The organism is Desulfocurvus sp. DL1XJH-121, from assembly GCF_054819825.1.
On the sequence record NZ_JBTVWW010000006.1, the window covers coordinates 1 to 23191 of the forward strand.

Sequence of the window (23191 nt, forward strand, 5' to 3'; positions counted from 1 at the left end):
ACCCAGGCCGCGGCCATGAAGGTCATGAAGATCAGGATGTATTCGCTGACCTCCACGCTGTAGGTGCTCGGATGGTCGAAGATGTAGCGGAAGATGACTTCCTTGAAGACCATGAGCATCAGGGCCACCAGGCCGATTTCCGTGAGGATCTCGGCGAAGCGGGAAAGTTTCGTGATGCCGTTGATGATGGGATTGCCTGGACCGTTCATGCTGGGTGCCCCCTGTATTCGTTCCCCGGAGGCCCGGAGGCCTCCAGGGAACGTGTCAACGCGTTGTGCCGTTTGTCCGCCTGGCATCCCTGGAACAGTAGTGGCGGACGAGGATGGCAGGTTCAAGAGCGGGATGCCATCAGATCGAGGTGGTAAGGGCCGCTAGCGATGACTCTTCGCGAAGTCGATGTACTGCTTGCCGTTGGAGACCTGGGACAACCACCAGTCGTTGACCGGGGCGACGGTGTCCTCGAGGGCCTTGAACTCGGCGTCGGAGAGGGTATGCACCGCGACGCCCTTGTCCTTGTAGAGCTGGATCACGCCGTCCTCGAATTCGATGAGTTTGGTGAGCTGCTCTTCGTCGCGCTCCTTGGCGCACTGCATCATGACGTCCTGGATGTCCTTGGGCATGGAGTCCCAGATGGACTTGTTGATGACCAGGAAGCAGTTGCAGTAATACATGTTGGTCAGGGTCAGGTCCTTGACCACTTCATAGAGCTTGCGCCCGGCGCCGGTGATCAGCGGGCGGGTGCAGCCGTTGATCAGCTTGCGCTGCAGGGCCAGGTAGAGCTCACCGGAGCTCAGCGTGGTGGGGGAGCCGCCCAGGGCCTCGCAGATCTTGCTGGCCGTGCTGCCGGAAACGCCCCAGAGCTTGCCTTCGAAGTCCGCGGGCTTGGTCACGGGGCCCTCGGAGTAGATCTGGTATCCGCCCGCGCAGGCGACGCCCAAGAGGTGCAGGTTGTGCTTGGCCAGCTCGTCCTTCACGCCCAGGTCCCAGAGCCCTTCGTGCAGGGCCTTCTGCATGGCGGTGGCGTCCTTGAACAGGAAGGGCAGGCCGCCGATGCCCATGGCCGGGATGATGCCCGTGGTGTACGTGTCCAGGGGGGAGGTCATGTCGATGTCGCCGCGCTCGCAGGCGGGGACTTCTTCCTTGGCCTTGTACAGCTGGGCGCTGTGGTAAATTTCGATCTTCACTTTGCCGTTGGTCTTCTGCTCGACCTTTTTGGCGAAGTTTTCCATCGGCTCGATAATAAAGGTGTACTTGGGGTTGAAATAGGTCGAGTAGGTGAGTTTGTAGGTCTTTTCGGCCTTGGCCGTCTGCGCCGAGGCGGCGCAGACGATTAGGGCGAAGACGAAGGTAACAAGGATACTCAGTGACTTCTTTCTCATAACACCCTCTGTCTGTTGGCCGCGCCGGGGCGCGGCGTGTATTGCCAGGCCCGCGACGGCCGCCCCTACGGCGGCTGTTGCGGGCTGGTTTGCCGAATGGTGTGCGGGCCTTGCCGCGGCGGCTAGTCGGCCTTGTACTTGGCCTCCAGGTCGTAGTAGGCGGGCAGGCCGATGAAGGAGTTGAACTCCTCGAAGGTGATCAGGGAGTCGTTGAAGTTCGAAGTGCTCTTCTTGTCCTTCAGCTCCAGGAGGTAGTCCTTGACGCCCTTGGCGGCGGCGTACAGGGGGCCGGTGCAGTAGATGGCGATGCCGTAGCCCATGGCCTGGAGGTCGTCGGTGCTCAGGTTGGGGGTCCGGCCGCCTTCGAGCATGTTGGCCAGGGTGGGGGTGTCGGGGAAGGCCTTGTTGAGCTTCTTCATCTCCTCCTCGTTCTCCGGGGACTCCAGGAACAGGAGGTCGGCGCCGGCCTCTTCGTAGGCCTTGGCGCGGCTGATGGCCTCGTCGATGCCGAAGTTGGTGCGTGCGTCCGTGCGGGCGATGATCACGAAGTCCTCGTCCTTGCGCGCGTCGCAGGCGGCCTTGATCTTCTGGATCATCTCATCCTGGGGGATCAGCTTGCGGCCCATCATGTGTCCGCACTTCTTGGGGAAAACCTGGTCCTCCAGCTGGATGGCGCAGACCCCGGCCTTCTCGTACTCGCGCACCGTGCGGATCACGTTCAGGGGGTTGCCGTAGCCTGTGTCGCCGTCGGCCAACACGGGCACATCCACGGCGGCGGCGATGTCCGAGGCGCGGCGGGCCATCTCGCTCATGGTCAACAGGCCCACGTCGGGCTGGCCCAGGACGCTGGCGGACTGGCCGTAGCCGGTCATGTACACGGCCTTGTAGCCCAGGGCTTCGATCATCTTGGCGCTGAACACGTCGTAGGCGCCGGGGGCGACGAGAATTTCGGGATCTTTGAGCAGTTTCTTGAGCAGGGTAGTCTTCTTCACTGTGTGACCTCCGAGAGAGAAGGGTGGTTATGTCTCCGCGTGACGTCCGGCCCCTGGCCGAACGGATAACGACTCCCGAAGAGCAAAAGTCGGTCCAACCGCCGCCGGGATGCGGCGGATGGCCCGGCGCCGGGATTTTCTCCCGGGGCGGAACGAAAAATCCCTCCCCTGCGGCCTTTAACCCTTATGCGTTATTGCATAGCCTGTTTTGCCGATAATCCTGTTTTTCCTGATATGTTAACGAAATAGCCGCTGCCCCAAGGGGGCAACGGCTATGAATTATCGAATAGGTGTTTGGTTATCCGGCTGGAATTGCAGCTATTCTTTGCTCAATCTGCGGCTGAGGCTGGGCTGGGTGATGCCCAGGAAGCGCGAGGCCACGGACTGGTTGCCGCGCGCCCTGCGCATGGCCTCCTGGATCAGGCAGGTCTGGATGCCTTCCAGGGTGGGCAGGACGTTCATGCCCGTGAGGAAGTCCTTGAGCCCGTCGCAGGCCGGGCAGGGGAACTGGTCGTCCTGGTGCACGCGGTCCCGGAAGGTGTCCAGGGAGAGCATCCGGCACTTGTGCTTGCTCACGGCGTCCAGGACCAGGGTCTCCAGTTCGCGCACGTTGCCCGGGAAATGGTAGCAGCCGAGCAGGGTGATGAGCTCCGGCGGGTAGGACGGCTGCTTCTTGCAGAGCTTTTCCGCCGCGCTCTTCATGAAATGTTCCACCAGGAGCGGGATGTCCTCCAGGCGGTCCCGCAGGGGCGGGATGCGGATGTGGTGGGTCTGCAGGCGATAGTACAGGTCGCGCCGGAAGCCGTCCTCCTCGCCCATGGTGCGCAGGTGCTTGTTGGTGGCGGCCAGGACGCGCACGTCGGCCTTCTGGGGCACGTCGGAGCCCAGGGGATAGTATTCCTGCTCCTGCAGCAGGCGCAGCAGCTTGATCTGCGAGGCCGGTGACAGGTCGCCGATCTCGTCCAGGAACAGGGTGCCCCCGGCGGCCCGCTTGATGAGCCCCTCGCGGGCCGAGTCCGCGCCCGTGAAGGCCCCGCGCCGGTGCCCGAACAGGGTGTCCGAGAAGTTCACGTCGTCCAGCCCGGCCACGTTGAGGCTCACGAAGGGGCCGGGGCGGCCGGAGAGGCTGTACACCGCGCGGGCGATGAGCTCCTTGCCCACCCCGGTTTCCCCGGTGATGAGCACGGGCTCGGGCGAGGCGGCCACGGCCTCGATGTACTGGAAGATGGCCAGCATGGCCGGGCTGCGGGTGATGATCCCGGCGAAGGCCTCGGGGGTCTCCAGGGCGTCCGAGAGCACGCGCTCCTTGAGGGCCTTGTTCTCGCGCGCCAGTTCGCGGCGCTCCACGGCGCGGCGAACGCTTGAGAGCAGCCGCATGTTCTCCATGGGTTTGACCAGATAGTCGAAGGCCCCGGCCTTCATGCAGTCCACGGCCGTCTCCAGCTCGTCCGTGGCCGTGATCACGATGACGGGCACCTCGGGGTGCTCCTCGGTGAGCCTGGGCAGGAGGTCCAGGCCCGTGGGCCCGGGCATGACCAGGTCCAGGAGCACGGCCTCGAAGGGATATTCCTCCATCAGCGGCCGCACCTTGGCGCTGGACTGGCAGCAGACCACCTGCTCGAACCCGCCGCTGTTCAGGATCAGCTCGAAACTTTCCAGGACTTCGGCCTCGTCGTCCACCACGAGTATGGGTTTGTCTGACTGGCTCTTGATGCTCATGCGTGTGCTTCCTTGTCGCTCTGGTTTATCGCGGGAACGTTCCTGCGCCCAGGGGGGTTGGGGTTCTGGGCAGGGAGATGTCGGCCGGTATGCGGATGCGTACGGTGGTGCCCTCTCCGGGGCGGGAGTCGAATTCCAGTGAGCCCCCGAATTCCCGGACGATGCTCAGGGATATGGACAGCCCGAGGCCGGTGCCTCCGGTGTCGCGCTTGGTGGTGAAGAAGGGGTCCGTGACGTGCCCCAGCTGGTTCTCGGGAATGCCCACGCCCTGGTCGCGGCATTCCAGGACCACGAATCCGGCCTCCAGGGCCGTGCGCACGTGGATGGCCCGGCCCGGGCCGGTCAGGGCCTGGCAGGCGTTCTGGACCACGTTGATGACGACCTGCTCCAGGCGCTGGAAATCCGCGCGCACCAGGGGCAGACCGTCGGCGAGCTCCAGGGAGAAGTTGTCGGTGCATTTGCGGATCATGCTGCCCAGGAGGATCTCGGCGGACTGGATGACCTCGTTGACCTGCACGGGAACCAGGGCCTCCACGGTGCTCTGGCGCGAATAGGTGCGCAGCTCCTTGACGATGCGCTGGATGCGCACGGCCCCTTCCAGGATGCGCGAGCAGAGCACGGGGACCTTTTCGCGGAACTTGGAGTAGGGCAGGCCGCCGATGACGAAGTCGCCGTTGTCGCGGTGGTATTCGTCGAGGATGGCCCCGGTTTCCTGCCAGGCCTCGGCGAACAGCTGGGCGTTGGACATGATGAAGGTGTTGGGGTTGTTGATCTCGTGGGCCACGCCCGAGGTCAGGATGCCCAGGGAGATCATGCGGTCGGCCTGCACCAGCTGCTGCTGGCGCTTGGCTTCTTCGCGCTCCACCAGGATCTTGGCGCTGATGTCTTCGAAGATGGTCACGGTTTCCGTGAGCCTGCCCCGGGGGTCCAGGAGCGGGGCCGTGTGCAGGGCCAGGAAGACCTGGTCGCGGCCCGGGCGCTCCAGGACCACGCGCGCGTCCTGGGGCTGGCCGCCATGGGGCAGCGCCCGGGTGACGAAGATCTCCTCCTGGGACAGGGGCGTGCCGTCCATGTCCGTCATCAGGGCCGCCGGCTGGGCGTAGCCCGCCCCGCCGTCCCCGGCCCGGGCCAGGGCCAGGATGTCCTCGGCCCGCGAGTTGGCGAAGGTGATGGCCCCGGAGGTGTCGGCCAGGATGATGCCCAGGGGGCTGGTCTCCATGATCCGCGAGACGATGGCGTGCTCGCGGCGCAGGGCCTCCTCGGCGCGGCGCTGCTCGGTGATGTCCAGGAGCGAGCCCTCCAGGAAGGGCCGTTCGTCCCGCGCGTTGGAAACCAGGCGGCAGGACATGGAGACCCGGATGATCCCGCCGTCGCGGCGGCGCACCAGGGTCTCGTAGCCGTCGATCTTCTGCTCCATGCCCAGACGGGCGATGAAGGCCTCGCGTTCGTTGGGGTCCAGGTAGACGTCCCGTCCGATGTCGGAAACGGACTCCATGAGGTGCTGTGGGTCCCGGTAGCCCAGGATGCGCGCCAGGGAGGGGCTGGCCTCCATGTAGGCGCCTTCCAGGGTGCTCTGGAAGATGCCCATGGCCGCGTTCTTGAAGATGCCGTGGTATTTTTCCTCGGCGCGGCGCAGGCGGGATTCCGTCCTGCGGCGGCGCTGGATGTTGGCCAGCAGGAAGAAGACCAGCACGGCCAGGCCGCCCGTGACGCTCAGCGTCAGGACCAGGAGCACCTTGTGCAGCATGGGGATGGGCGCCACCGGCGTCGCTAGGCGGCAGGACACGATGCGCCAGCCGCGCACGGGATAGGGCACCGTGGCCACGAGATATTCCTGGTCGTCCATGGTTACCCGCTGCCTGTCCAGGTCGAAGTCCAGGGGTTTGATGTCGTTGGGGCCGAACTGGCGGGTTCGCTTGATGTTCTCCATGGCCGAGCCGCCCAGGGGCCTGATGGAATGGTACAGCCAGCCGGGTTGGTTGCTGGCGAAGATGACCCCCTCGGGGGAGACGACGGCCGTGGGGTCCTCGGTCTCCTTGAGTAGGCCTTCCACCTCCTCGATGCCGATCTTGAGCATGATCAGGCCCAGGGGCATGGGCTCGCCGTCCACGTATACGGGCGCGCTGAGGTACAGGCCGCGGCTCCGGGTGACGGCGCCGAAGGCCGGGAACACGGCGGTCTCGCCGCGCAGGGACTGGTGCACGTAGGGCCGGAAGGAATAGTTGTTGCCCGTGGTGGACGCGGCCTTGTTGTCCGAGCTGGAGACGATGGTGCCGGACCTGTCGTAGACCGCGATGAGCTCGGAATGCATGACCTCGTTGGCCGTGTTCAGGGCCAGGCGGATGTCGTGGTTGTCCTGCCCGGCCTCGCCCTGGAGCACGTCGGCGGCCAGCTTGTTGTGGGCCAGGGTGCGGATGACCTCCATGCGTTGCTTGAGGTTGTGCTCCATCTGCTTGGAGAGGATCTCCATGTCCTGGCGATGCGAGCTGCGCAGGTTGTCCTGAGCCAACAGGTGCAGGGTCACCAGGGAGATGACGCCGAGCGCCAGCGACAGGATCACCAGGAACAGGACGAAGGCGGAAACCATGGGCAGGCTGTTTAGGCGTTTGTCCTTGGGCAGAGGCATCTGTTCTCCACGTCAGCAGGGCTGCGGCCGGGCCTTTCGCCTTCTCTGGCGGGGACGGGCGGCCGTGAGGTGTCCGTACGAGGGTAGTTGAGTGTGTAGTCCGTTCGTACATCCAAGCAATTCTTTTGCCAAGATGCCCCGGGGATGCGCGCCGGGACGAATTGGTATATGGTGCGCCCCGCGCACGGCGACGGGGCCGCGCGGAAAAAAGAGAGGCGAGATGCGGATCATCGGCGGCACATTGGGCGGGCGGACCATCCGCTCCGTGGAGGGCCCGGGCTACCGCCCGGCCACGGGCAAGGTGCGCGGGGCCGTGTTCTCCATGCTGGAGGCCCGGGGGCTCGCCTGGGACGGGCTGGCCGTGCTGGACCTGTTCGCGGGCAGCGGCTCACTGGCTCTGGAGGCCCTGTCGCGGGGCGCGGCCCACGCCGCCTTCGTGGAGAAGAACAAGAAGGCCGCGGCCTGCATCGAGGGCAACCTGAAGGATCTGGGGATCCCCCGGTCCAGGGCGCGGGTGCTCTGCGCGGATCTGTTCAAGGCCCTCGCCGCCGCGCCGGACCGCCAGTACGGCCTAGTGTTCATCGATCCGCCCTATGGCAAGGACCTGCTGGTCCCGGCCCTGGAGCTGGCTCTGGCCAATGGCTGGGTCGCGCCCGGGGCCTTCGTGCTGGCCGAGGTGGAGGCGGCATTGGACATCCGCCCCGAGACCGTGCATGCTGATCTGGCCCTCGAAGCCGACAGGCTGTATGGGCAGACAAGGATTCTGATATGGACGAGGACCGTGCAGTGACCGCCATCTATCCCGGGACGTTCGATCCCCTGACCAACGGCCACGTCTCCATCGTGCGACGGGGACTCAAGCTTTTCGACACCGTCATCGTGGGCGTGGCCGCCGATTCCGGCAAACGCCCTCTGTTCACCTTGGACGAGCGCGTGGCCCTGGCCGAGAAGGTCTTCGAGGACGACCCCAAGGTGAAGGTGGAGCCGTTCTCCGGCCTCTTGGTGGACTATGTGCAGCGCCGCGGGGTCAAGGCCATCCTGCGCGGGCTGCGGGCCATCTCGGACTTCGAGTACGAGTTCCAGATGGCCCTCATGAACCGCCGCTTGGCGCGCGACGTGCAGACCGTGTTCCTGATGACCGACTACAAGTGGATGTACATCAGTTCCTCCATCATCAAGGAGGCGGCCTGCCACGGCGGCAACATCCAGGGTCTGGTGCCCAACGTGCTGGTGCCCGAGATCTATAAGCGCTGCGCCGAGCGCGCCAGGGAGCAGGGCGGGGACGCCGGGTAGCCATGGCCGTCTCGGTGCTCTGCGTCGTGGGCCCCACGGCCGCCGGCAAGACCGGCGCGGGCATCGCCCTGGCCCGGGAGCTGGGCGGCGAGGTCCTGAACTTCGATTCCCGCCAGGTCTACGAGGATTTCCCCGTCATCACGGCCCAGCCCACTCTGGACGAGCGTCGGCTCTGCCCGCACCTGCTGTACGGTTTTTTGCCCACGCACCGCTCCCTGGGGGCGGCGGCCTACGCCGACCTGCTCCTGGAGACCATCGCCCAGGTGCGCGGCCGGGGCGCGCTGCCCGTCCTGGTGGGCGGCACGGGCCTGTACCTGAAGGCCCTGCTGCAACCCCTGGCCCCCATCCCGCCCATTCCCGAGGCCATCCGCAAAAAGATCCAGGAGGCCTGCGAACGCCTGGGCCCCAACGGACTGCACCGCGACCTGGCCGCCGTGGACCCGGCTCTGGCCGCGCGCCTGCACCCCAACGACCGCCAGCGCATCATGCGCGGGCTGGAGGTCTACGCGGGCACGGGCAAACCCCTGTCCTGCTGGCACGCCGAAACCGCCGAGGCCCGGGACATCCACGCTCTGAAGCTGGGCGTGGGCCTGCCCCTGCCCGAGTTGACCCCGTATCTCTATCAGCGCATCGACGTGATGCTCGAGGCCGGGGCCCTGGACGAGGCCCGCGCGGCCATGGGGAAGAACGCCGACCCCGACGCCCCGGGCTGGAGCGGCATCGGCTGCGCCGAGGTCCTGGCCCACCTGCGCGGGGAAATCGACCTGGAGGAGTGCAAGCGCCTCTGGGGCAGGAACACCCGGGCCTACGCCAAGCGCCAGTTGACCTGGTTCAAGGCCGACAAGGACGTGGCCTGGTTCCGGCCCGGGGAGCATGCGGCCATGCTGGCTGCGGCGCGGGCGTTTTTGGTCGCCTAGGGACCCGTCGCCCTTGCCAATCCGGCTTGGAAAAGCCACTATCCCCGTCATGCAACGCGTTCGATTTCTTGCCTTTCGGTGGCTGCCGCTGTTCGCCGCGGCCCTGTTCTCCTTTTTTCACTGTACCCCGGCCCTGGCGCACCCCCACGTGTTCGTGGACAACGACGTGTGCTTCGTGTTTTCGGACCAGGGCCTGTCGGGCGTCCGCGTGCGCTGGGTGTTCGACGACATGTTCGGGACCATGATCCTGGAGGACTTCGACAAGGACGGGGACCATGACTTTTCCCGGGCGGAGATCGCGGCCGTGAAGGCCGGGGCCTTCGATAACCTCAAGAACTTCGATTACTTCACCTTCGTCGAGGTGGACGGCGCCGTGCGCAGGGTGAGCGAGGTGCGGGACTTTCGCGTGGGCTTGATCCACGCCAGGCTGTTCTACGAGTTCTTCGTGCCCTGCGAGGTTCCGGCCGCCGGAGGCGGGCACACGGTGCTGCTTTCGGTGCACGATCCGGAATACTACGCCGACGTCTACACTCCCGAAGAGGCCAAGCCCGGGCTGGAGCGCGCCGGGGCCTTCGACACGCAGGTCCGCGTGCGCCTGAACTCGGACAAGCTGTACTCTCCGTTCCAGGTCTGGACCCCGGAGATAACCCTGACCTTCGCCCCGCGATGATGCGCCTGCTCGCAGCGATCATCCTCCTGGCGGCCCTGGCTGTTCCGTGCCTGGCGGCCACCACCGCGAATCCCTTCGCCTCGGGCGGCGGCCGCGCCGAGGCGGACGCGCAAGCGCGGCAGCCTGGGGATTCCGTTTCCCGGCCCTCGGGCGCGGCGTTCGGGGCGTTCATGCAGCGCGTGGTGCGCGTGCAGCGGGAGCTGCGCTCCGGGCTCTCGGCCCGGGTGCGGGCCCTGCACGCCCATTGTTCGGCCTGGGGGCTGCTGGCCTTTCTGGGCCTGGCCCTGGGCTACGGCGCGGTGCACGCGGCCGGTCCCGGGCACGGCAAGGCCGTGGCCACGTCCTTCGTGCTGGCGCGCGGGGAGCCGCCCGCGCGCGCCGCGCTCCTGGGATTGGCCATGGGCGCGGCCCATGCGGCCTCGGCCGTGCTCCTGGTGCTGGTCCTGCGGGTGGTCTTCGAGGGCGCGTCCATGGCCGGGTTCTCCAGCCGGGGTCTGTGGCTGGAGCGGGCCAGCTATCTGCTGGTGGCCTGCCTGGCCATGTGGATCATGGTCGAGGGGGTGCGGGGCCGCAAAGAGCAGGGCGCGGCGCGAACCAGCCGCCGTGGCTTCTGGGCCACGGCCCTGGCCACGGGCCTGGTGCCCTGTCCGGGCGCGGCCATCGTGCTGCTGTTTTCCCTGGCCCTGGGGGCCTGGGGGCTGGGGCTGGCCGCCGTGGTCGCCATGGCCCTGGGCATGGGCCTGACCATCGCCACGGCCGCCGTGCTGGCGGCCTGCTGCCGGACCTCGGTGCTTTCCCTGTCCGCTGCCCGGCCGAGGCTGGCTGGCGGCCTGCACGCGTTCCTGTCCCTGGCGGGCGGGCTGGTGATCCTGGCCCTGGGGCTGTCCCTGTTCCTGGGGACCTTCGGGTAGGACTCAGGCTCCGGAGGCCTTGAAGAAGGCCAGCGTTTCGGCCCAGGCGTCGGCGTGGGTCTCGGCGCAGGGGAAGGAGCCCGAGGCCGGGTCCGGCCGGGCCGAGAGGTTGGAGAAGGCGTGCCCGGCCCGGGGGTAGACCACCACGCGGCAGTCCGCGCCCGCAACGTCCATTTCCCCTTCCAATTGCGCCAGCTGGTCCATGCTGGCCACCCTGTCCAGGGCCCCGTGCAGCACCAGCACCCGGGCGCGCACGTCCCCGGGGTTCGCCGGGTGCGTGGTGTCCGGATAGCCGTAGAAGCTGGCCACGGCTTTGACGTCCGCGCCGCTCCGCGCCAGCTCCAGCACGGCCCCGCCGCCAAAGGAAAATCCCAGGGCCACGCAGCGCCTCGCGTCCACCCCGGGCAGGGCGCGCAGGGCGTCCAGCCCGGCCAGGGCGCGGCCGCGCATGAGCAGGCGGTCCTGCCTGAAGGGGCGCGACAGGATCGAGGCCTCGGCGCGGTCCCGGGCGCGCACGCCGCGCCCGTACATGTCGTGGCAGAGCACGAGATAGCCCTCGCGCGTCAGGGCTTCGGCGTGGGGCAGCAGATAGTCCCCGAGGCCCGTGTATTCGTGGATCAACAGCGCCCCGGGCCAGGGGCCTTGCCCTTCGGGGCGCAGGACCAGGCCTTCCAGTTCCACGCCCTGGTGGGCGTAGGCCAGCGGTTGCGGAGCGCTCATGCCGTCGTCCTCCTGCGGGGGACGCGCAGGGCCCCGGCGACCCCGCGTAGGGTCACCGCGCCGATGACCACCGCGCCGCCCGCCACGGCCCAGGGGCCGGGCAGCTCGCCGTAGCCCAGGGCCACCCACACGGGGTTGCAGACGGGCTCCAGGGTCGTGATCAGCACGGCCTCCAGGGCGCCCAGGCGCTTGATGCTCCAGACATAGAGGAGCAGGGGCAGGCCCTGCTGGATCACGCCGAGGTACAAGAGCCCCCCCAAGCCCGCCGCGTCGGGCAGGCCATGGACCAGGAAGGGCAGGCCGCACAGCGCCGTGAGCGCGTGGCCCAGTATCACCGACTCCACCGGGGACGCGGCCTTCTGGGAGCGCATGCACAGGGTGAACACGGCGTAGCACAGGCCCGTGGCCGTGGCCGTGGCCGTGCCCCAGAGCCCGGCGGGCGTGAGCTCGTCCAGGAAGAACAGCACCATGCCCGCGAGGCACACGGCCACGAAGACCCAGTCCGAGGGGCGGGTGCGCTCCTTGAGGACGGCCGGGGCCAGGAGCGCCACGTACACCGGCGCGGTGTAGGCCAACAGGATGGCGTTGGCCGAGGTGGTCAGCTTGGTGGCGATGACGTTGGTCACCAGCATCCCCGAATACCCCAGTGCCGCGCCCAGGGCGGCCGGGGACAGGGAGAAGGACAGCCTGCGGCCCATGATCAGGCCCATGATCAGGGCCAGCACCAGGGCCGAGAGGGCGCTGCGCGCGCCCGTGATGGCCATGGGGTGCAGGTCGATGACCTTGATGGCCAGCCCCCCGGTGCTCCAGAACAGGGCCGTGGCCGCCATGACCAGGGCGGCCCGGGTATGGGCCGAGGAAGGGGCGGCGCTCACGGCGCGGGTTCCATGGGGCTGCGATGCATGAACATGATCGCTCCTTGTGCCCCAACCCCGCCCCGCATTCAAGGGCATCTTTTCGTCCAATGAAAAAGTCGCCCGAAGGCGGTTTTTTGTGTGCCGAAGGAGTATTTGATCTGGATATCGAAGTGGAATTCTTGTAGCCCATAGTATAAAAGGTTTATCATAGTGTTGTAGTGTGGTTCATTGTCTATTCCCTGTGTAATGAATAGGAAGGTATGGAATTATAATGAAAAATTATACTATCCTTGCAATGAATGGGAGTCATCGGTCGGAAAATGGATTCACGGAAATAGTTTTGAAGAATTTTTTACAAGGCGCTGATTCTGCTGGTGCTCAATATGATGTGATGTATTCCTCCAAGCAAAAAATAGTAGCCTGTGAAAGCTGCGGAAAGTGTCTTTTTGAAACTCCTGGCGTGTGTAAATTCGACGACGACATGGGGGCAGTCATTCAAAAAATGGATGAAGCTGACCTGCTTGTCTTTGCCTGCCCTGTATATTTCGATTCCATGCCCAGCAACATGAAAAAAATATTCGAGCGCATGCGGTCAACTCTGGATGCGTTTTTTGAATTCAGGAACGGAAGAACATATCATCTGAAAAGCAAAAAAAAGAAACAAAAAGTCGTATTGATTTTCACGGCGGGAAATCCAGAAAAAGAGTCTTTCGTCTCCATCAGCAGAATATTCAACCGGATTGTCGACAACATGGGCTGGCAACTCGACGGGGAATTTCATTTTCCGGCGTCGCACCTTCTTGTTGCCGAGCCGGAGCTGCTGGCCGATCAACTTGAAGCCGTGCGGTTGTGTGGAACGGAGTTGGTATCACAAGGAAAGATCAGCAGGGCATTACTTGAAACAGCTAATAAAGGATATGTAAACGACCCGGAGGCCACCCTTCGGCAGATGACGCAAACTATTTTGCAGATAAGGGAGGACCGGCAGAATGGTGCGGCCAGTGGAGAAAGCTGGACGGCTGAGTAGCGGGAGATCGTCTGATTGCCAGGCCTCCGGTGCTCCAGAACAGGGCCGTGGCCGCCATGACCAGGGCGGCCCGGGCATGGGCCGAGGAAGGGGCGGCGCTCACGGCGCGGGTTCCATGGGGCTGCGATGCGTGGACATGATCGCTCCTTGTGCCCCAACCCCGCCCCGCATTCAAGGGCTTCCTTGGTCGCGCGCCTACATGGCCTGTTGCAGACGCTTGATGTCCCGCACGGGAGGCGCTCCGAACAGGCCCTTGTACTCGCGGCTGAACTGGGAGGGGCTCTCGTAGCCCACCTGGAGGGAGGCGGACGCCGCGTCCAGGCGTTCGGTGAGCATCAGCCGCCTGGCCTCGTGCAGCCTGAGCCATTTCTGGAACTGCAGGGGGCTCATGGACGTCAAGGCCCGGAAATGGTGGTGAAAGGTCGAGACGCTCATTCCGGCCTGCTCCGCCAGCCCCTCCACCTTGAACTGTTGGGCGTAGTTTTCCTTGAGCCACTCGACGGCCCGGGCGATCTGGTGGCCGTGGCTGCCCGCCGTGGCTATCTGGCGCAGCCGCGCGCCCTGGTCCCCCACGAGCAGCCGGTAGAGTATTTCCCGTTCCAGCAGCGGGGCCAGGATGGGGATGTCCGCGGGTTCGTCCAGTAGGTCCACGAGCCTGTTGAAGGCCTGCACCAAGGGCAGCGAGATTTCGCTCACGGCCATGCCCCGCCCGGTCCGTGCGCCTCGGGGCTGGGGCAAGGCGCCGTCCACGAGAAGCCGCGTCACCGCGCGCAGGTCGATGCGCATCACCAGGCCGAGCAGTGGTGTTTCCCTGCTGGCCTCGACCACGTTGGCCACCACGGGCAGGCCCACGGAGGTGATCAGATAGTGGTGCGCGTCGTACACGTATTCCTCGTCCGCCAGAAGCACGCGCTTGGCCCCTTGGGCCACGAGGCAGACGCCGGGCTCCTGGGTGTAGCTCGCCGGCTCCGTGGGCGACTCGTAGCGCATGAGCAACAGCCCCGGGACACGGGTTGACAGCAAGGGGTCCCCCTCGGTCCATCGGGCAATCTTCTCGGCCAATGCGCGGCGGGCCAGGAGCAGTTCCTCCAGGGCGGTGGCGTCGTGTTCTTGGTTCATTTCCGTCCTCCTTGGTCCGTTCCTTCTATCAGACCCTGGCGGTCATGGACAACCCGTCCTCCCTGTGCTTCGGACGATCAGGCAAGAATCCCACAGGATCGGTCTACCGCCGTCTCCCGTTCGCGTCGTACACCGACACTCACGATGCAAACAACCAGCACCCACAGGAGGGAGCCATGAATTTCGAGTTCTACAATCCAACGAAACTGATTTTCGGCGCCGGGACCCTTTCCCGGCTGGGCGAGATCGCCCGCGAACACGGGCACAAGGCCCTGGTGGTCACGGGCGGCGGCAGCGTCAAGCGCAGCGGCGTGTTCGACCGCGCCATGGACGCCCTGAAGGCTGCGGGCGTGGACGTGGCCGAATGCGCGGGCGTGGAGCCCAACCCGAGGATCACCTCGGTCAGACGCGGAGTGGACATCGCGCGCAGCCGGGGCTGCGACGTGGTCATCGCCCTGGGCGGCGGCAGCACCATGGACGCGTCCAAGGCCATAGCGGCGGGCGTGCTGTACGACGGCGACCCCTGGGATATGATCGGCCACGGCCAGGAGGACTGGGCCGTTCCCACCGAGGCCCTGCCCGTGATCACCGTGCCCACCCTGGCCGCCACCGGCTCGGAGATGAACTGCGGCGCGGTCATCTCCAACGACGAGACCAGGGTGAAGTCCTTCGTGTCCGCGCCGTGCCTGTATCCGCGTGCGGCCCTGGTCGACCCCGAGTTGACCCTCACCGTGCCCCGGGACCAGACCGCCTATGGGGTCTGCGACATCATCACCCACGTGACCGAGGGCTATTTCAACGGCGTGGACGGCACCCCCATCCAGGACCGCTTTGCCGAGGGCGTGGTTATCAACGCCATCGAATGGGGCCGCAGGGCCGTTGCCGACGGCAACGACCTCGAAGCCAGGGCCCAGGTCCAGTGGGCTTCCATCGTGGCCCTCAACGGCTGGGTGCAGGCGGGGGTGGACATGCTGCCCCCGGTGCACATGATCGAGCATGCCCTGTCCGCGCACAACGGGGTGACCCACGGCGCGGGCCTGGCCGTGGTCAATCCGGCCTGGATGCGTTTCGCGGCCAAGGCGCGGCCCCAACGCTTCGCGCAGTTCGCCGAGCGGGTGTTCGGGATATCTCCACAGGGCAGGGACGCCCTGGTCGTGGTCCGGGAGGGCATCGACGCCTTCGAGGTATTCCTGCGTTCCATCGGCTGCCCCACGCGGCTGCCCGAGCTGGGCATCGGCGACGAGCTGTTCGCGCAATACGCGGACGACGCGCGCCTGGTGCTGCACGACGCGGACGGAAACCTGCTCGGCCGCCCGGCCATGAGCAGGGAAGATATCATCGAGGTCCTGCGTTCCGCCCTGTAGCGAAAGCGGCGAAAGCGGCGAAAGCGGCGGATGCGCTGGATAAAGGAGTGCAAGTAATGGAAATCAAGAAGAACGGAACCCAGCAGTCCATGCGTGGCCCCGGGGAGTGGTTCACCGGGACCGTGCGCCTGGACCCGCTGTTCATGGAGGCCGAGGCCCCGTCCCGCGTGACCGGGGCCAGCGTGACCTTCGAGCCCGGGGCGCGCACCGCGTGGCACACCCATCCCCTGGGCCAGACCCTGGTGGTCATGGCGGGCTGCGGCCGCGCTCAGCGCGAAGGCGGGCCCGTGGAAACCATCCGCCCCGGCGACGTGGTGCGCTTCGCTCCGGGCGAAAAGCACTGGCACGGGGCCGCCCCCCACACCGCCATGACGCACATCGCCGTGCAGGAGGAACTGGACGGCTCGGCCGTGGCGTGGATGGAGAAAGTCGCGGACTGACCGGTAATCTTATCCCTTGCACAATGAAAAAGCCGCCCTTGGGCGGCTTTTTCATTGTGCAAGGCTGTAGCTCTACAGCGCCCTAGACGACGTCCCAGACCTGGCCCGTCGGCGTGTCCTGGACTTCGATTTCCATGGCGGCCAGTTCGTCGCGCAGGGCGTCGGAGGCGGCGAAGTCCTTGGCCGCGCGGGCGGCTTGGCGCTTGTCCAGCAGCTCGTCCACCTTGGCGGTGTCCACGCCCTTGCGTTTGGCCTTCACGTCGCGAAGGCCCGTGAGGAATTCCTGCGGGTCCATGCCGAACACGCCGAGCACTTGGCTCCACTTCTCGAAGTCCGCGATGACGCGCTCCCAGAGGACCTTGGCGTCCTTGCTCTTGCGCATGGCCTTGTCCTCGGCGATGCGCCCGGCCAGGCGCACGGCCCCGAACACGTGGCCCAGGGCGGCGGCGGTGTTCATGTCGTCGGCCATGGCCGCGTCCCAGTCGGCCTCGATGGAGTCGAGGTCCTGGGCCAGGCCCTCGGGCAGGGCGGCCCCGGACCACTTATCGCGGGCCACGGCCTCCTTGAGCTCGGCCAGCAGCGTGTAGATGCGCTTCAGGTTCTTCTCCGCCTCGTCCATGTTCTCGAAGGTGAAGTCCACGGGGCTGCGGTAGTGCTTGGTGATCAGGAAGTAGCGCAGGGTCTCGGGCTGGTAGGCCTCCATGATCTCACGGATGGTCTTGAAGTTGTTCAGGCTCTTGGACATCTTCTCCGAGTCCACCTGCACGAACCCGTTGTGCACCCAGTAGCGCGCCATTTCCTTGCCCGTGGCGGCCTCGGACTGGGCGATCTCGTTCTCGTGGTGCGGGAAGACCAGGTCCTGGCCGCCGCCGTGGATGTCCAGGGGCAGGGCCAGGTGCTTGTCGCTCATGGCCGAGCACTCCAGGTGCCAGCCCGGGCGGCCGGGGCCCCAGGGGCTGTCCCAGGTGGGCTCACCGGGCTTGGAGGCCTTCCAGAGGGCGAAGTCCAGCGGGTCCTCCTTTTCCTCGCCCGGGGCCACGCGCGCGCCCGAGCGCATCTCGTCGATGTCGCGGCCCGAGAGCTTGGCGTAGTCCTTGAACGAGCGCACGCGGAAGTACACGTCGCCGGAGTCCGTGGCGTAGGCGTGGCCCTTGTCGATGAGCTCCTGGGTCAGGGTCAGCATCTCGGGGATGTGCTCGGTGCACTTGGGCTCGATGTCCGCGCGCACGATGTTCAGGCGGTCCATGTCCTCGTAGAAGGCCTGGATGAAGCGCTCGGCCAGTTCTCTGGGGTCCTCGCCGTTTTCGTTGGCGCGGTTGATGATCTTGTCGTCCACGTCGGTGAAGTTGCGGGCAAACGTCACGTCGAGGCCCAGGGAACGCAGGTAGCGCACCAGCACGTCGAAGACCACCGCGGAGCGGGCGTGGCCGATGTGACAGTAGTCGTAGGCGGTGATGCCGCAGACGTACATGCGCACGCGTCCTGGCTCCTGGGGGATGAATTCTTCCTTGCGACGGGTCATGGTGTTGTAGATCTGCATCCGGTTCTCTCCGTGTCCGGCGGCCCCTTCGGCCGACTTGAGTTGTAGGGTACTGTGTTCGTTGAGCTTTATCGTCGCATCCACGGGGCGCTCCAGTCCGTGGCGCGGGGGTAGGGATAATGCATCAATTGCCCGGGGCCGTCAAAGCCCGAGGGCCCGCGCCGCCGGGGTTCAGCCCCGCGCGAGGCCCGTGACGCAGGCCACGGCCTTGATGCCCTGGCCGCTGCCCGTGAAGCCCAGGCCCTCCTCGGTGGTGGCCTTGACGTTCACGCGGCCCTTGTCAAGGACCAGGAGCCTGGCCACGGCGTCGCGGATCTGCTCCTTGTACGGGGACAGGCGCGGGGTCTGGCAGACCAGGGTCAGGTCCGCGTGGGTCAGGCGCAGGCCGTCCTCGCGGGCCATGGCCAGGACCTCGTTGACCAGCACCGAGGACTGGATGCCCTTGTAGCGCTGGTCCGTGTCCGGGAAATGCTCGCCGATATCGCCCCGGCCCAGGCAGCCCAGCAGCGCGTCGGCCAGGGCGTGCAGCAGCACGTCGCCGTCGGAGTGGGCCTGGACCTCGGGCCCGCCCGGGATGGGCACGGTGCCCAGCACCATGGGCCTGCCCGGCCCGTACTTGTGCACGTCGTAGCCCCAGCCCGTCACGGGCAGGGGAGCGGGCTCGTCGCTCGCCAGCATGGCCAGGTCCTCCGGTGTGGTGATCTTCTTGTTGGTCTCCTCGCCCGGGACCACGGCCACCTCCGCGCCCATGGCCTCGATCATGGAGGCGTCGTCCGTGACGGCCAGGCCGCGCTCCCCGCAAAAGGCGTGGGCCTGCCTGAGGAGCGCGAGGTCGAAGGCCTGGGGCGTCTGCACGGCGCGCAGTTCGACCCGGGGCAGGGTCTCGGCCACCACCTCGGCCCCCGCGCCGCCGGGGACCACGCGCTTCACCGTGTCGGCCACGGCCACGGCGGGCACCACGGCCCGCGCGCCTAGGTCCAGGGCGTCCAACAGGCGCGCGGCCAGGGCGGCGGAGGCGAAGGGCCGCGCCGCGTCGTGCACCAGCACCCGGTCGCAGTCGCCGGGCAGGGCGGCCAGGGCGTTCAGCACGGAGTCCTGCCTGCGCTCCCCGCCCACGGCGAAGCGCCAGGGCAGGCGCAGGGGATGGTCCCTGGCCAGGTCCTCGGCCTCGGCGCGCGCGGTCTCGAACTGGTCGGGCGAAAACACCAGCACCAGCCCGGAGATCCGCGCCACGCGGGCCAGGACGCTTGCGCCCTGCCAGTACAGGGGCAGGCCCCGCCAGATGAGGAATTGCTTGCTGCGCGGCAGCCCGGCGGCGGCCATGCGCGTGCCGCTTCCGGCGGCCAGGAGTACGGCCCAGGTGGTCATTGTCGCTCCATGAGGTCTTCGGCCGATGGTATCCGCTTCCGGGCACGGCCCGCAAGCCCTGAAAAGGTCGGGCGCGCCGGGGCGGATGCCCGCGGCGCGCCCGTCGCTGATGAATGGGAGCCGGACGATAAGCCGGGTTTTGTTCCCCGCTTGCGCGGGGCGGCCATCATTCCTCTAGGACCGCGGTTGCCCGCGGCCTCAAGCAGCCTACCCGAAGGCATCGGCCGAGCCGGCCTCGATCGCCTTCCTATTTGGCCTTGCTCCGGACGGGGTTTACCAAGCCGGCCATGTCGCCATGGCCGCTGGTGGGCTCTTACCCCACCGTTTCACCCTTACCCGCCAAGCTGGCGGGCGGTCTGTTCTCTGTGGCACTTTCCGAGGGTCGCCCCTCCTGGACGTTATCCAGCGTCCCGCCCTGCGGAGCCCGGACTTTCCTCCCCGCCCCAAAAGGGGCGCGGCGATGGCCTGTCCGGCTCCCAAATATCCTCTAAGGCCTCGAGGGGCCGCAGTCCAGTCTATTCCTCGTCGGCCTCGATCTCGGCCTGGGCTTCGGCTTCGGCCTCCAGCAGGGCATCGGTCTTGGCCTCGGCGGCCTCCTTGGCGGCGGCCTGGGAGGTGGGGGCGGCTTCCTTGTCCTCGAAGTGCTCGCACCAGTAGGTCAGGCGCTGGCAGTTGGGGCAGCTGATGATCTGCTCGCCCTTCTGCAGGTCGATGAATATCTGCGGGGGGATGCGGATGTTGCAGCCGCTGCAGACGCCGTCCACCACGGGCACGATGACCGGATGGTAGATGCGCGAGCGGATGAACTCGTAGCGGCCGAGCACGGGCTTGGGCACCACGGCGCAGGCGGTCTCCCGTTTCTTGGACAGGGTGGCCAGGCGCTTCTTGGCGGCGGCGCTGCGCTTCTTGATGCCGGTCTGGTATTCCTCCAACTTGGCCGAGAGCTCCTCGGCCTCGGCGGACACCTCGGCGCGCAGGCCGGTCTGGCGCTCCAGCTCCTCGGCCAGGGCCACGCGCTCTTCCTCGCGCATGCGGTTGACCTTCTCCATGTTGTCCATCTCACGCATCATGGCGTGATACTCGCGGGTGTTGCCCGCCAGCATGAGCTTGTTCTTGCTCTTTTTGATCATGGAGGAGTTGTCCTCGATCTCGGAGTCGAGGCGCCTTTGCTGGGTCTTCAGGATATCGATCTTCTCGTCGAACTGGGCCAGCCGGTTGGCGAAGTTTTCGCTCTTGGTTTCCAGCTCGGCCAGCTCCTTGGGCAGATTTTCCAGCTCGGCCTCCAGGCCGACGATCTCGTCGTCCACTTTCTGCAGGACCACGAGTTGTTCGATTTGTTCGAGATACATGCTCAACGGGGTTTCCTCCCTTGGTTCGCCCGAATGCGGGCGGGGGGTTCGGCGCGCCCCCGCGGGGGCGACGGGTCAAATTTTAACGGGCCGGTGGACCGTGAAGGGCTCCAGGCCGGGGAAGAAGCGCACCTTCACGCCTTCCTTGCCCAGTTGGTCCGCCACGAGATCCGCCAACTCCCGGGTCATGCGTTCCTCCAGGGAGAAATGCCCCACGTCCACGGTGAACTGCGGGGATTCCAGGGCCTGGTGGTATTTCATGTCTCCGGTGACGAAGACGTCCGCCCCCGCGAGGGCGGCCGCGTCCATGAGCGAGGATCCCGAGCCCGTGCAATAGGCCACGCGGCCGACGGTCTGCGGGGTCTCGCCCGACAGGGTCCAAAAATCGCGCTCCACGGCCTGGCCGAGGCGCACGGCAAAGTCTTTCCAGGGCATGGCCTCGGGCAGAGCCCCGGCCAGGCCGAAGCCCGCGCCCGGGTCGCCCGGGTCCGTGGGTTCCAGGACCGCGCAATGGGCCAGCCCCAGCTCCCGGGCCAGCCAGCCCGCGGGCCCGGCGCTCTGCACGTCCAGGGACGTGTGCGCCGCGTACAGCCAAGCCCCGGCGGACAGGACGGCGCGCGCCGTGTCCAGGAAATAGCCGGGGCGCGACAGAGGCAGCGGGCTGCGGTACAGGGGATGGTGCGTGAGCACCATGTCCGCGCCCCAGTCCAGGGCGGCGGCCACGGCCCGGGGCGAGGGGTCGATGGTCACGGCCAGGCGCGCCACGTCCTCGCACAGGCCCGCTATCTGCACGCCGCTGTTGTCCCAGTCGGCCTGCCCCTCGGGCGGGGCGATATGCTCAATGCAGGCGATGACGTTCTGGACGTTCATGCTTTCTCCAAAAAATCAAGGTGCTTCCCTGTGTCTGTAAAGGCGGAAAACACCTCTTTCTTCGTGTCCGGCCCTTGTGTCCCGGATATGGCGGCGGGAAGGGAACCGGGAGCCTGCGAGTCGTGTCCAAATGGTGGGCCAAGTAGGATTCGAACCTACGACCATCCGGTTATGAGCCGGAAGCTCTGCCAACTGAGCTATTGGCCCGGCCGCCAAATCGTCGAGCCGTTCCACATAGCGGAAAAGTGACAGGATTGTCAACGGGTCGGGCGCGGGAGGAAGGGGAAAATCCGGCCGGACGCGAGGGCGTCCGGCCGGGAAGAGAGCGGGATCAGTCGGCTTTTTCCTTGGGGCATTTTTCCTTCACGTATTTGATGGCCTGGCGGGCGGCGATGGCCCCTTCGCCCACGGCCACGGCGATTTGCTTGAAGCGGCCCACGCAGTCCCCGGCGGCGTAGATGCCGGGCAGGTTGGTCTCCTGGCGCTCGTTGGCCACCAGGTAGGGGGCGTTGCGCTCCAGGCCCAGGGTGTAGGCGAAGTCCGTGGACCCGGCCTCGCCCATGGCGATGAACAGGCCCTCGGTGTCGAAGGCCTCGCCGTCCTCGAAGCGCACGCGTTCCAGGCCGTTCTCGCCCTCCAGGGCCGTGATCTTCTTTTCGATGATCCGGATGCCGGCGGCCTCCAGCCGGGCGCGCACGTCGTCGCCGAAGGCGGGCTTCTTGCCCTGGGTGCACAGGGCCACCTTGTCCGTGTAGGTCAACAGCTCCAGGGCCTGGTTGGCGGCGTACACGCCCTCGCCCAGGGCCGTGACCTGGCGGCCGCGGTAGAAGAACCCGTCGCAGGACACGCAGTGGGACACGCCCTTGCCGTCGTATGCGTCCTCGTTGGCGATGCCCGAGCCCGTCTTGGAGACCCCGGCGGCGATGAGCACGGCGCAGGCCTTGTACTCCCCGGATTCGGTCTTGACCTTGTAGGTCATGTCCTCCTCCATATGCACGGTGAGCACGCGCTGGTCCACGATCTTCGCGCCGAAGCGCTCGGCCTGGGCGCGGCCCGAGGCCATGAGGTCGGCGGCGCTGACGGTCTCGGGGAAGCCGAAATAGTTGTCTATGGGGTAGTCCCCGTCGATCTTGGGCTTCATGCCCACGACCACGGTGTCCACGTTCGCGCGCGCGGCGTAGATGGCGGCGGAGAGGCCCGCCGGGCCTTGTCCGATGATCAGAAGCTGGACGTTTGTCATGCGCTACTCCCGGAGTGGATGCGGATGGTTGTTTCGTCTTCCCGGTGTCAGGCCGTGTGGTTCTCGGGCGGCGGGACGTGCCGGGCCAGGTAGATGAACGGGGTGTCCAGGACCGCGACCACCGCCTTGAAGGCGTAGGTGGTGGCGAAAATTTCCACGAGCACCGGGGTCTCGAACAGTCCCCAGAAGGCCCCCAGGCAGAAGATGGCCGAGTCCAGGAACTGGCTGACCAGGGTGGAGGCGTTGTTCCGCAGCCAGAGCATCCTGCCGTCGGTGCGGCGCTTCCAGAAGTGGAAGGCCCAGACGTCGTGCAGCTGCGAAACCAGATAGGCCGCCAGGCTGGCCGCCGCCAGGCGCGGCATGAACCCGAAGATGCCTTTCAGGTGCGGCTGGGCGAAGTCCCCCGGGGCGGGCGTGAACAGCAGCGCCAGCTGCATGTAGCCCGTGGCCATGACCAGGGTGGCGAAGCCCAGGAGTACGCCCTTGCGCGCGGCCTCGCGGCCGTGAAATTCGCCCAGCAGGTCCGTGGCCAGGAACACGCTGGCGTAGAGTACGTTGCCCAGGGTCGTGGTCAGCCCGAACAGCTCGATGGTCTTCAACACCTGGATGTTGCACAGGATCAGGTTGAAGACGATGAGCGCGTACAGGGCGGGCCTGCCGAACAGGCGGAACAGGACCACCACCAGGGTCAGGTCCGTGAGGGCGAAGCCCAGCCAAAGCAGTTCGTTCATCTGTCAACTCCGGAGTTAGTTTTAGAAGGAGGGCGGCCTCCTTCCCGGCGTGTGCCGGA

22 protein-coding genes, 1 tRNA gene and 1 other RNA gene are annotated in these 23191 nt (G+C 66.5%); 8 read left to right on the plus strand and 16 right to left on the minus strand.

What is annotated here, in order from left to right; all coding sequences use genetic code 11:
• From ACYYG1_RS05665 to ACYYG1_RS05685, 5 genes are all read right to left on the minus strand, one after another.
• On the minus strand, window positions 1-209 hold a 209-nt coding region (locus ACYYG1_RS05665; RefSeq protein WP_461209317.1), incomplete at its 3' end, for a TRAP transporter small permease.
• Between the two features lie 162 nt (window positions 210-371).
• Complete coding sequence (locus tag ACYYG1_RS05670) at window positions 372-1379, minus strand: TRAP transporter substrate-binding protein (RefSeq protein ID WP_461209318.1); 1008 nt, start codon at window positions 1377-1379, stop codon at window positions 372-374.
• A gap of 122 nt (window positions 1380-1501) precedes the next feature.
• Window positions 1502-2371 carry an isocitrate lyase/PEP mutase family protein gene (locus tag ACYYG1_RS05675; protein ID WP_461209319.1) on the minus strand — a complete coding sequence of 290 codons (870 nt, stop codon included), beginning with the start codon at window positions 2369-2371 and terminating at the stop codon, window positions 1502-1504.
• Window positions 2372-2689: 318 nt separating this feature from the next.
• Window positions 2690-4090, minus strand: a complete 1401-nt coding sequence (locus ACYYG1_RS05680; protein ID WP_461209320.1) for a sigma-54-dependent transcriptional regulator — start codon at window positions 4088-4090, stop codon at window positions 2690-2692.
• A gap of 25 nt (window positions 4091-4115) precedes the next feature.
• A complete protein-coding gene (locus tag ACYYG1_RS05685; protein WP_461209321.1) occupies window positions 4116-6716 on the minus strand; it encodes an ATP-binding protein in 2601 nt (866 codons plus the stop codon).
• A 220-nt stretch (window positions 6717-6936) separates the two neighbouring features.
• On the opposite strand from ACYYG1_RS05685, the gene rsmD reads away from it, so the two are divergent.
• Genes rsmD through ACYYG1_RS05710 form a run of 5 tightly spaced genes read left to right on the plus strand, consistent with a single transcriptional unit; the run spans window position 6937 to window position 10507 of the window.
• Window positions 6937-7506: a 16S rRNA (guanine(966)-N(2))-methyltransferase RsmD gene (gene rsmD, locus ACYYG1_RS05690; RefSeq protein ID WP_461209322.1), complete on the plus strand. Its 570-nt coding sequence runs from the start codon at window positions 6937-6939 to the stop codon at window positions 7504-7506.
• Window positions 7485-8009, plus strand: a complete 525-nt coding sequence (coaD, locus tag ACYYG1_RS05695) for a pantetheine-phosphate adenylyltransferase (RefSeq protein WP_461209323.1) — start codon at window positions 7485-7487, stop codon at window positions 8007-8009. The genes rsmD and coaD overlap by 22 nt, the downstream gene beginning before the upstream one ends.
• Before the next feature lie 2 nt (window positions 8010-8011).
• Window positions 8012-8926, plus strand: coding sequence for a tRNA (adenosine(37)-N6)-dimethylallyltransferase MiaA (gene miaA, locus ACYYG1_RS05700; RefSeq protein ID WP_461209324.1), 915 nt, complete (start codon window positions 8012-8014; stop codon window positions 8924-8926).
• A gap of 49 nt (window positions 8927-8975) precedes the next feature.
• Entirely contained in the window at window positions 8976-9596 is a 621-nt protein-coding gene (locus ACYYG1_RS05705) for a DUF1007 family protein (RefSeq protein WP_461209325.1), read from the plus strand.
• Window positions 9593-10507 (plus strand): nickel/cobalt transporter, encoded by a 915-nt coding sequence (locus tag ACYYG1_RS05710; protein ID WP_461209326.1) that lies wholly within the window; start codon window positions 9593-9595, stop codon window positions 10505-10507. Before ACYYG1_RS05705 ends, ACYYG1_RS05710 begins: the two co-directional genes overlap by 4 nt.
• Before the next feature lie 3 nt (window positions 10508-10510).
• Here ACYYG1_RS05710 and ACYYG1_RS05715 read toward each other — a convergent pair whose 3' ends face one another.
• Both ACYYG1_RS05715 and ACYYG1_RS05720 read right to left on the minus strand, forming a co-directional pair.
• Window positions 10511-11227 carry a dienelactone hydrolase family protein gene (locus ACYYG1_RS05715; RefSeq protein ID WP_461209327.1) on the minus strand — a complete coding sequence of 239 codons (717 nt, stop codon included), beginning with the start codon at window positions 11225-11227 and terminating at the stop codon, window positions 10511-10513.
• The gene (locus ACYYG1_RS05720; protein WP_461209328.1) at window positions 11224-12102 is read right to left on the minus strand and encodes a DMT family transporter; all 879 of its coding nucleotides are present in this window, start codon (window positions 12100-12102) and stop codon (window positions 11224-11226) included. Before ACYYG1_RS05720 ends, ACYYG1_RS05715 begins: the two co-directional genes overlap by 4 nt.
• A gap of 253 nt (window positions 12103-12355) precedes the next feature.
• Between ACYYG1_RS05720 and ACYYG1_RS05725 the strand changes: the two genes are divergently transcribed.
• A complete protein-coding gene (locus tag ACYYG1_RS05725) occupies window positions 12356-13111 on the plus strand; it encodes a flavodoxin family protein (protein WP_461209329.1) in 756 nt (251 codons plus the stop codon).
• A 195-nt stretch (window positions 13112-13306) separates the two neighbouring features.
• On the opposite strand, the gene ACYYG1_RS05730 is transcribed toward ACYYG1_RS05725, so the two are convergent.
• The gene (locus ACYYG1_RS05730; protein ID WP_461209330.1) at window positions 13307-14230 is read right to left on the minus strand and encodes an AraC family transcriptional regulator; all 924 of its coding nucleotides are present in this window, start codon (window positions 14228-14230) and stop codon (window positions 13307-13309) included.
• A gap of 176 nt (window positions 14231-14406) precedes the next feature.
• Between ACYYG1_RS05730 and ACYYG1_RS05735 the strand changes: the two genes are divergently transcribed.
• Window positions 14407-15594 (plus strand): iron-containing alcohol dehydrogenase, encoded by a 1188-nt coding sequence (locus ACYYG1_RS05735; protein WP_461209331.1) that lies wholly within the window; start codon window positions 14407-14409, stop codon window positions 15592-15594.
• Window positions 15595-15650: 56 nt separating this feature from the next.
• Entirely contained in the window at window positions 15651-16034 is a 384-nt protein-coding gene (locus ACYYG1_RS05740) for a (R)-mandelonitrile lyase (RefSeq protein ID WP_461209332.1), read from the plus strand.
• A gap of 82 nt (window positions 16035-16116) precedes the next feature.
• Here the strand turns inward: ACYYG1_RS05740 and cysS are convergent, their stop codons facing one another.
• The 8 genes from cysS to ACYYG1_RS05780 form a co-directional block, all read right to left on the minus strand.
• Entirely contained in the window at window positions 16117-17574 is a 1458-nt protein-coding gene (cysS, locus tag ACYYG1_RS05745; protein WP_461209333.1) for a cysteine--tRNA ligase, read from the minus strand.
• A 171-nt stretch (window positions 17575-17745) separates the two neighbouring features.
• Window positions 17746-18942, minus strand: coding sequence for a 2-C-methyl-D-erythritol 4-phosphate cytidylyltransferase (ispD, locus tag ACYYG1_RS05750; protein WP_461209334.1), 1197 nt, complete (start codon window positions 18940-18942; stop codon window positions 17746-17748).
• Window positions 18943-19054: 112 nt separating this feature from the next.
• An RNA gene (gene rnpB, locus ACYYG1_RS05755) (RNase P RNA component class A) lies at window positions 19055-19419 on the minus strand.
• A gap of 38 nt (window positions 19420-19457) precedes the next feature.
• Window positions 19458-20291: a zinc ribbon domain-containing protein gene (locus tag ACYYG1_RS05760; RefSeq protein ID WP_461209335.1), complete on the minus strand. Its 834-nt coding sequence runs from the start codon at window positions 20289-20291 to the stop codon at window positions 19458-19460.
• Window positions 20292-20366: 75 nt separating this feature from the next.
• Window positions 20367-21161: a Nif3-like dinuclear metal center hexameric protein gene (locus ACYYG1_RS05765; RefSeq protein ID WP_461209336.1), complete on the minus strand. Its 795-nt coding sequence runs from the start codon at window positions 21159-21161 to the stop codon at window positions 20367-20369.
• 131 nt (window positions 21162-21292) lie between these two features.
• A tRNA-Ile gene (locus ACYYG1_RS05770) sits at window positions 21293-21368 on the minus strand.
• A 124-nt stretch (window positions 21369-21492) separates the two neighbouring features.
• Entirely contained in the window at window positions 21493-22401 is a 909-nt protein-coding gene (locus tag ACYYG1_RS05775; RefSeq protein ID WP_461209337.1) for an NAD(P)/FAD-dependent oxidoreductase, read from the minus strand.
• A gap of 47 nt (window positions 22402-22448) precedes the next feature.
• Window positions 22449-23132: a queuosine precursor transporter gene (locus ACYYG1_RS05780; RefSeq protein WP_461209338.1), complete on the minus strand. Its 684-nt coding sequence runs from the start codon at window positions 23130-23132 to the stop codon at window positions 22449-22451.
• Between the last annotated feature and the right edge of the window lie 59 nt (window positions 23133-23191).

Excerpts from the sequence above, each read along its gene's own strand:
- ACYYG1_RS05710 (WP_461209326.1), top strand. The coding sequence starts at position 9,593 with ATGATGCGCCTGCTCGCAGCGATCATCCTCCTGGCGGCCCTGGCTGTT.
- ACYYG1_RS05775 (WP_461209337.1), bottom strand. The coding sequence starts at position 22,401 with ATGACAAACGTCCAGCTTCTGATCATCGGACAAGGCCCGGCGGGCCTC.
- ACYYG1_RS05715 (WP_461209327.1), bottom strand. The coding sequence starts at position 11,227 with ATGAGCGCTCCGCAACCGCTGGCCTACGCCCACCAGGGCGTGGAACTG.
- ispD (WP_461209334.1), bottom strand. The coding sequence starts at position 18,942 with ATGACCACCTGGGCCGTACTCCTGGCCGCCGGAAGCGGCACGCGCATG.
- rsmD (WP_461209322.1), top strand. The coding sequence starts at position 6,937 with ATGCGGATCATCGGCGGCACATTGGGCGGGCGGACCATCCGCTCCGTG.
- ACYYG1_RS05725 (WP_461209329.1), top strand. The coding sequence starts at position 12,356 with ATGAAAAATTATACTATCCTTGCAATGAATGGGAGTCATCGGTCGGAA.
- cysS (WP_461209333.1), bottom strand. The coding sequence starts at position 17,574 with ATGCAGATCTACAACACCATGACCCGTCGCAAGGAAGAATTCATCCCC.
- ACYYG1_RS05765 (WP_461209336.1), bottom strand. The coding sequence starts at position 21,161 with ATGAACGTCCAGAACGTCATCGCCTGCATTGAGCATATCGCCCCGCCC.
- ACYYG1_RS05735 (WP_461209331.1), top strand. The coding sequence starts at position 14,407 with ATGAATTTCGAGTTCTACAATCCAACGAAACTGATTTTCGGCGCCGGG.
- ACYYG1_RS05670 (WP_461209318.1), bottom strand. The coding sequence starts at position 1,379 with ATGAGAAAGAAGTCACTGAGTATCCTTGTTACCTTCGTCTTCGCCCTA.
- coaD (WP_461209323.1), top strand. The coding sequence starts at position 7,485 with ATGGACGAGGACCGTGCAGTGACCGCCATCTATCCCGGGACGTTCGAT.
- ACYYG1_RS05730 (WP_461209330.1), bottom strand. The coding sequence starts at position 14,230 with ATGAACCAAGAACACGACGCCACCGCCCTGGAGGAACTGCTCCTGGCC.
- ACYYG1_RS05685 (WP_461209321.1), bottom strand. The coding sequence starts at position 6,716 with ATGCCTCTGCCCAAGGACAAACGCCTAAACAGCCTGCCCATGGTTTCC.
- miaA (WP_461209324.1), top strand. The coding sequence starts at position 8,012 with ATGGCCGTCTCGGTGCTCTGCGTCGTGGGCCCCACGGCCGCCGGCAAG.
- ACYYG1_RS05780 (WP_461209338.1), bottom strand. The coding sequence starts at position 23,132 with ATGAACGAACTGCTTTGGCTGGGCTTCGCCCTCACGGACCTGACCCTG.
- ACYYG1_RS05680 (WP_461209320.1), bottom strand. The coding sequence starts at position 4,090 with ATGAGCATCAAGAGCCAGTCAGACAAACCCATACTCGTGGTGGACGAC.
- ACYYG1_RS05705 (WP_461209325.1), top strand. The coding sequence starts at position 8,976 with ATGCAACGCGTTCGATTTCTTGCCTTTCGGTGGCTGCCGCTGTTCGCC.
- ACYYG1_RS05760 (WP_461209335.1), bottom strand. The coding sequence starts at position 20,291 with ATGTATCTCGAACAAATCGAACAACTCGTGGTCCTGCAGAAAGTGGAC.
- ACYYG1_RS05740 (WP_461209332.1), top strand. The coding sequence starts at position 15,651 with ATGGAAATCAAGAAGAACGGAACCCAGCAGTCCATGCGTGGCCCCGGG.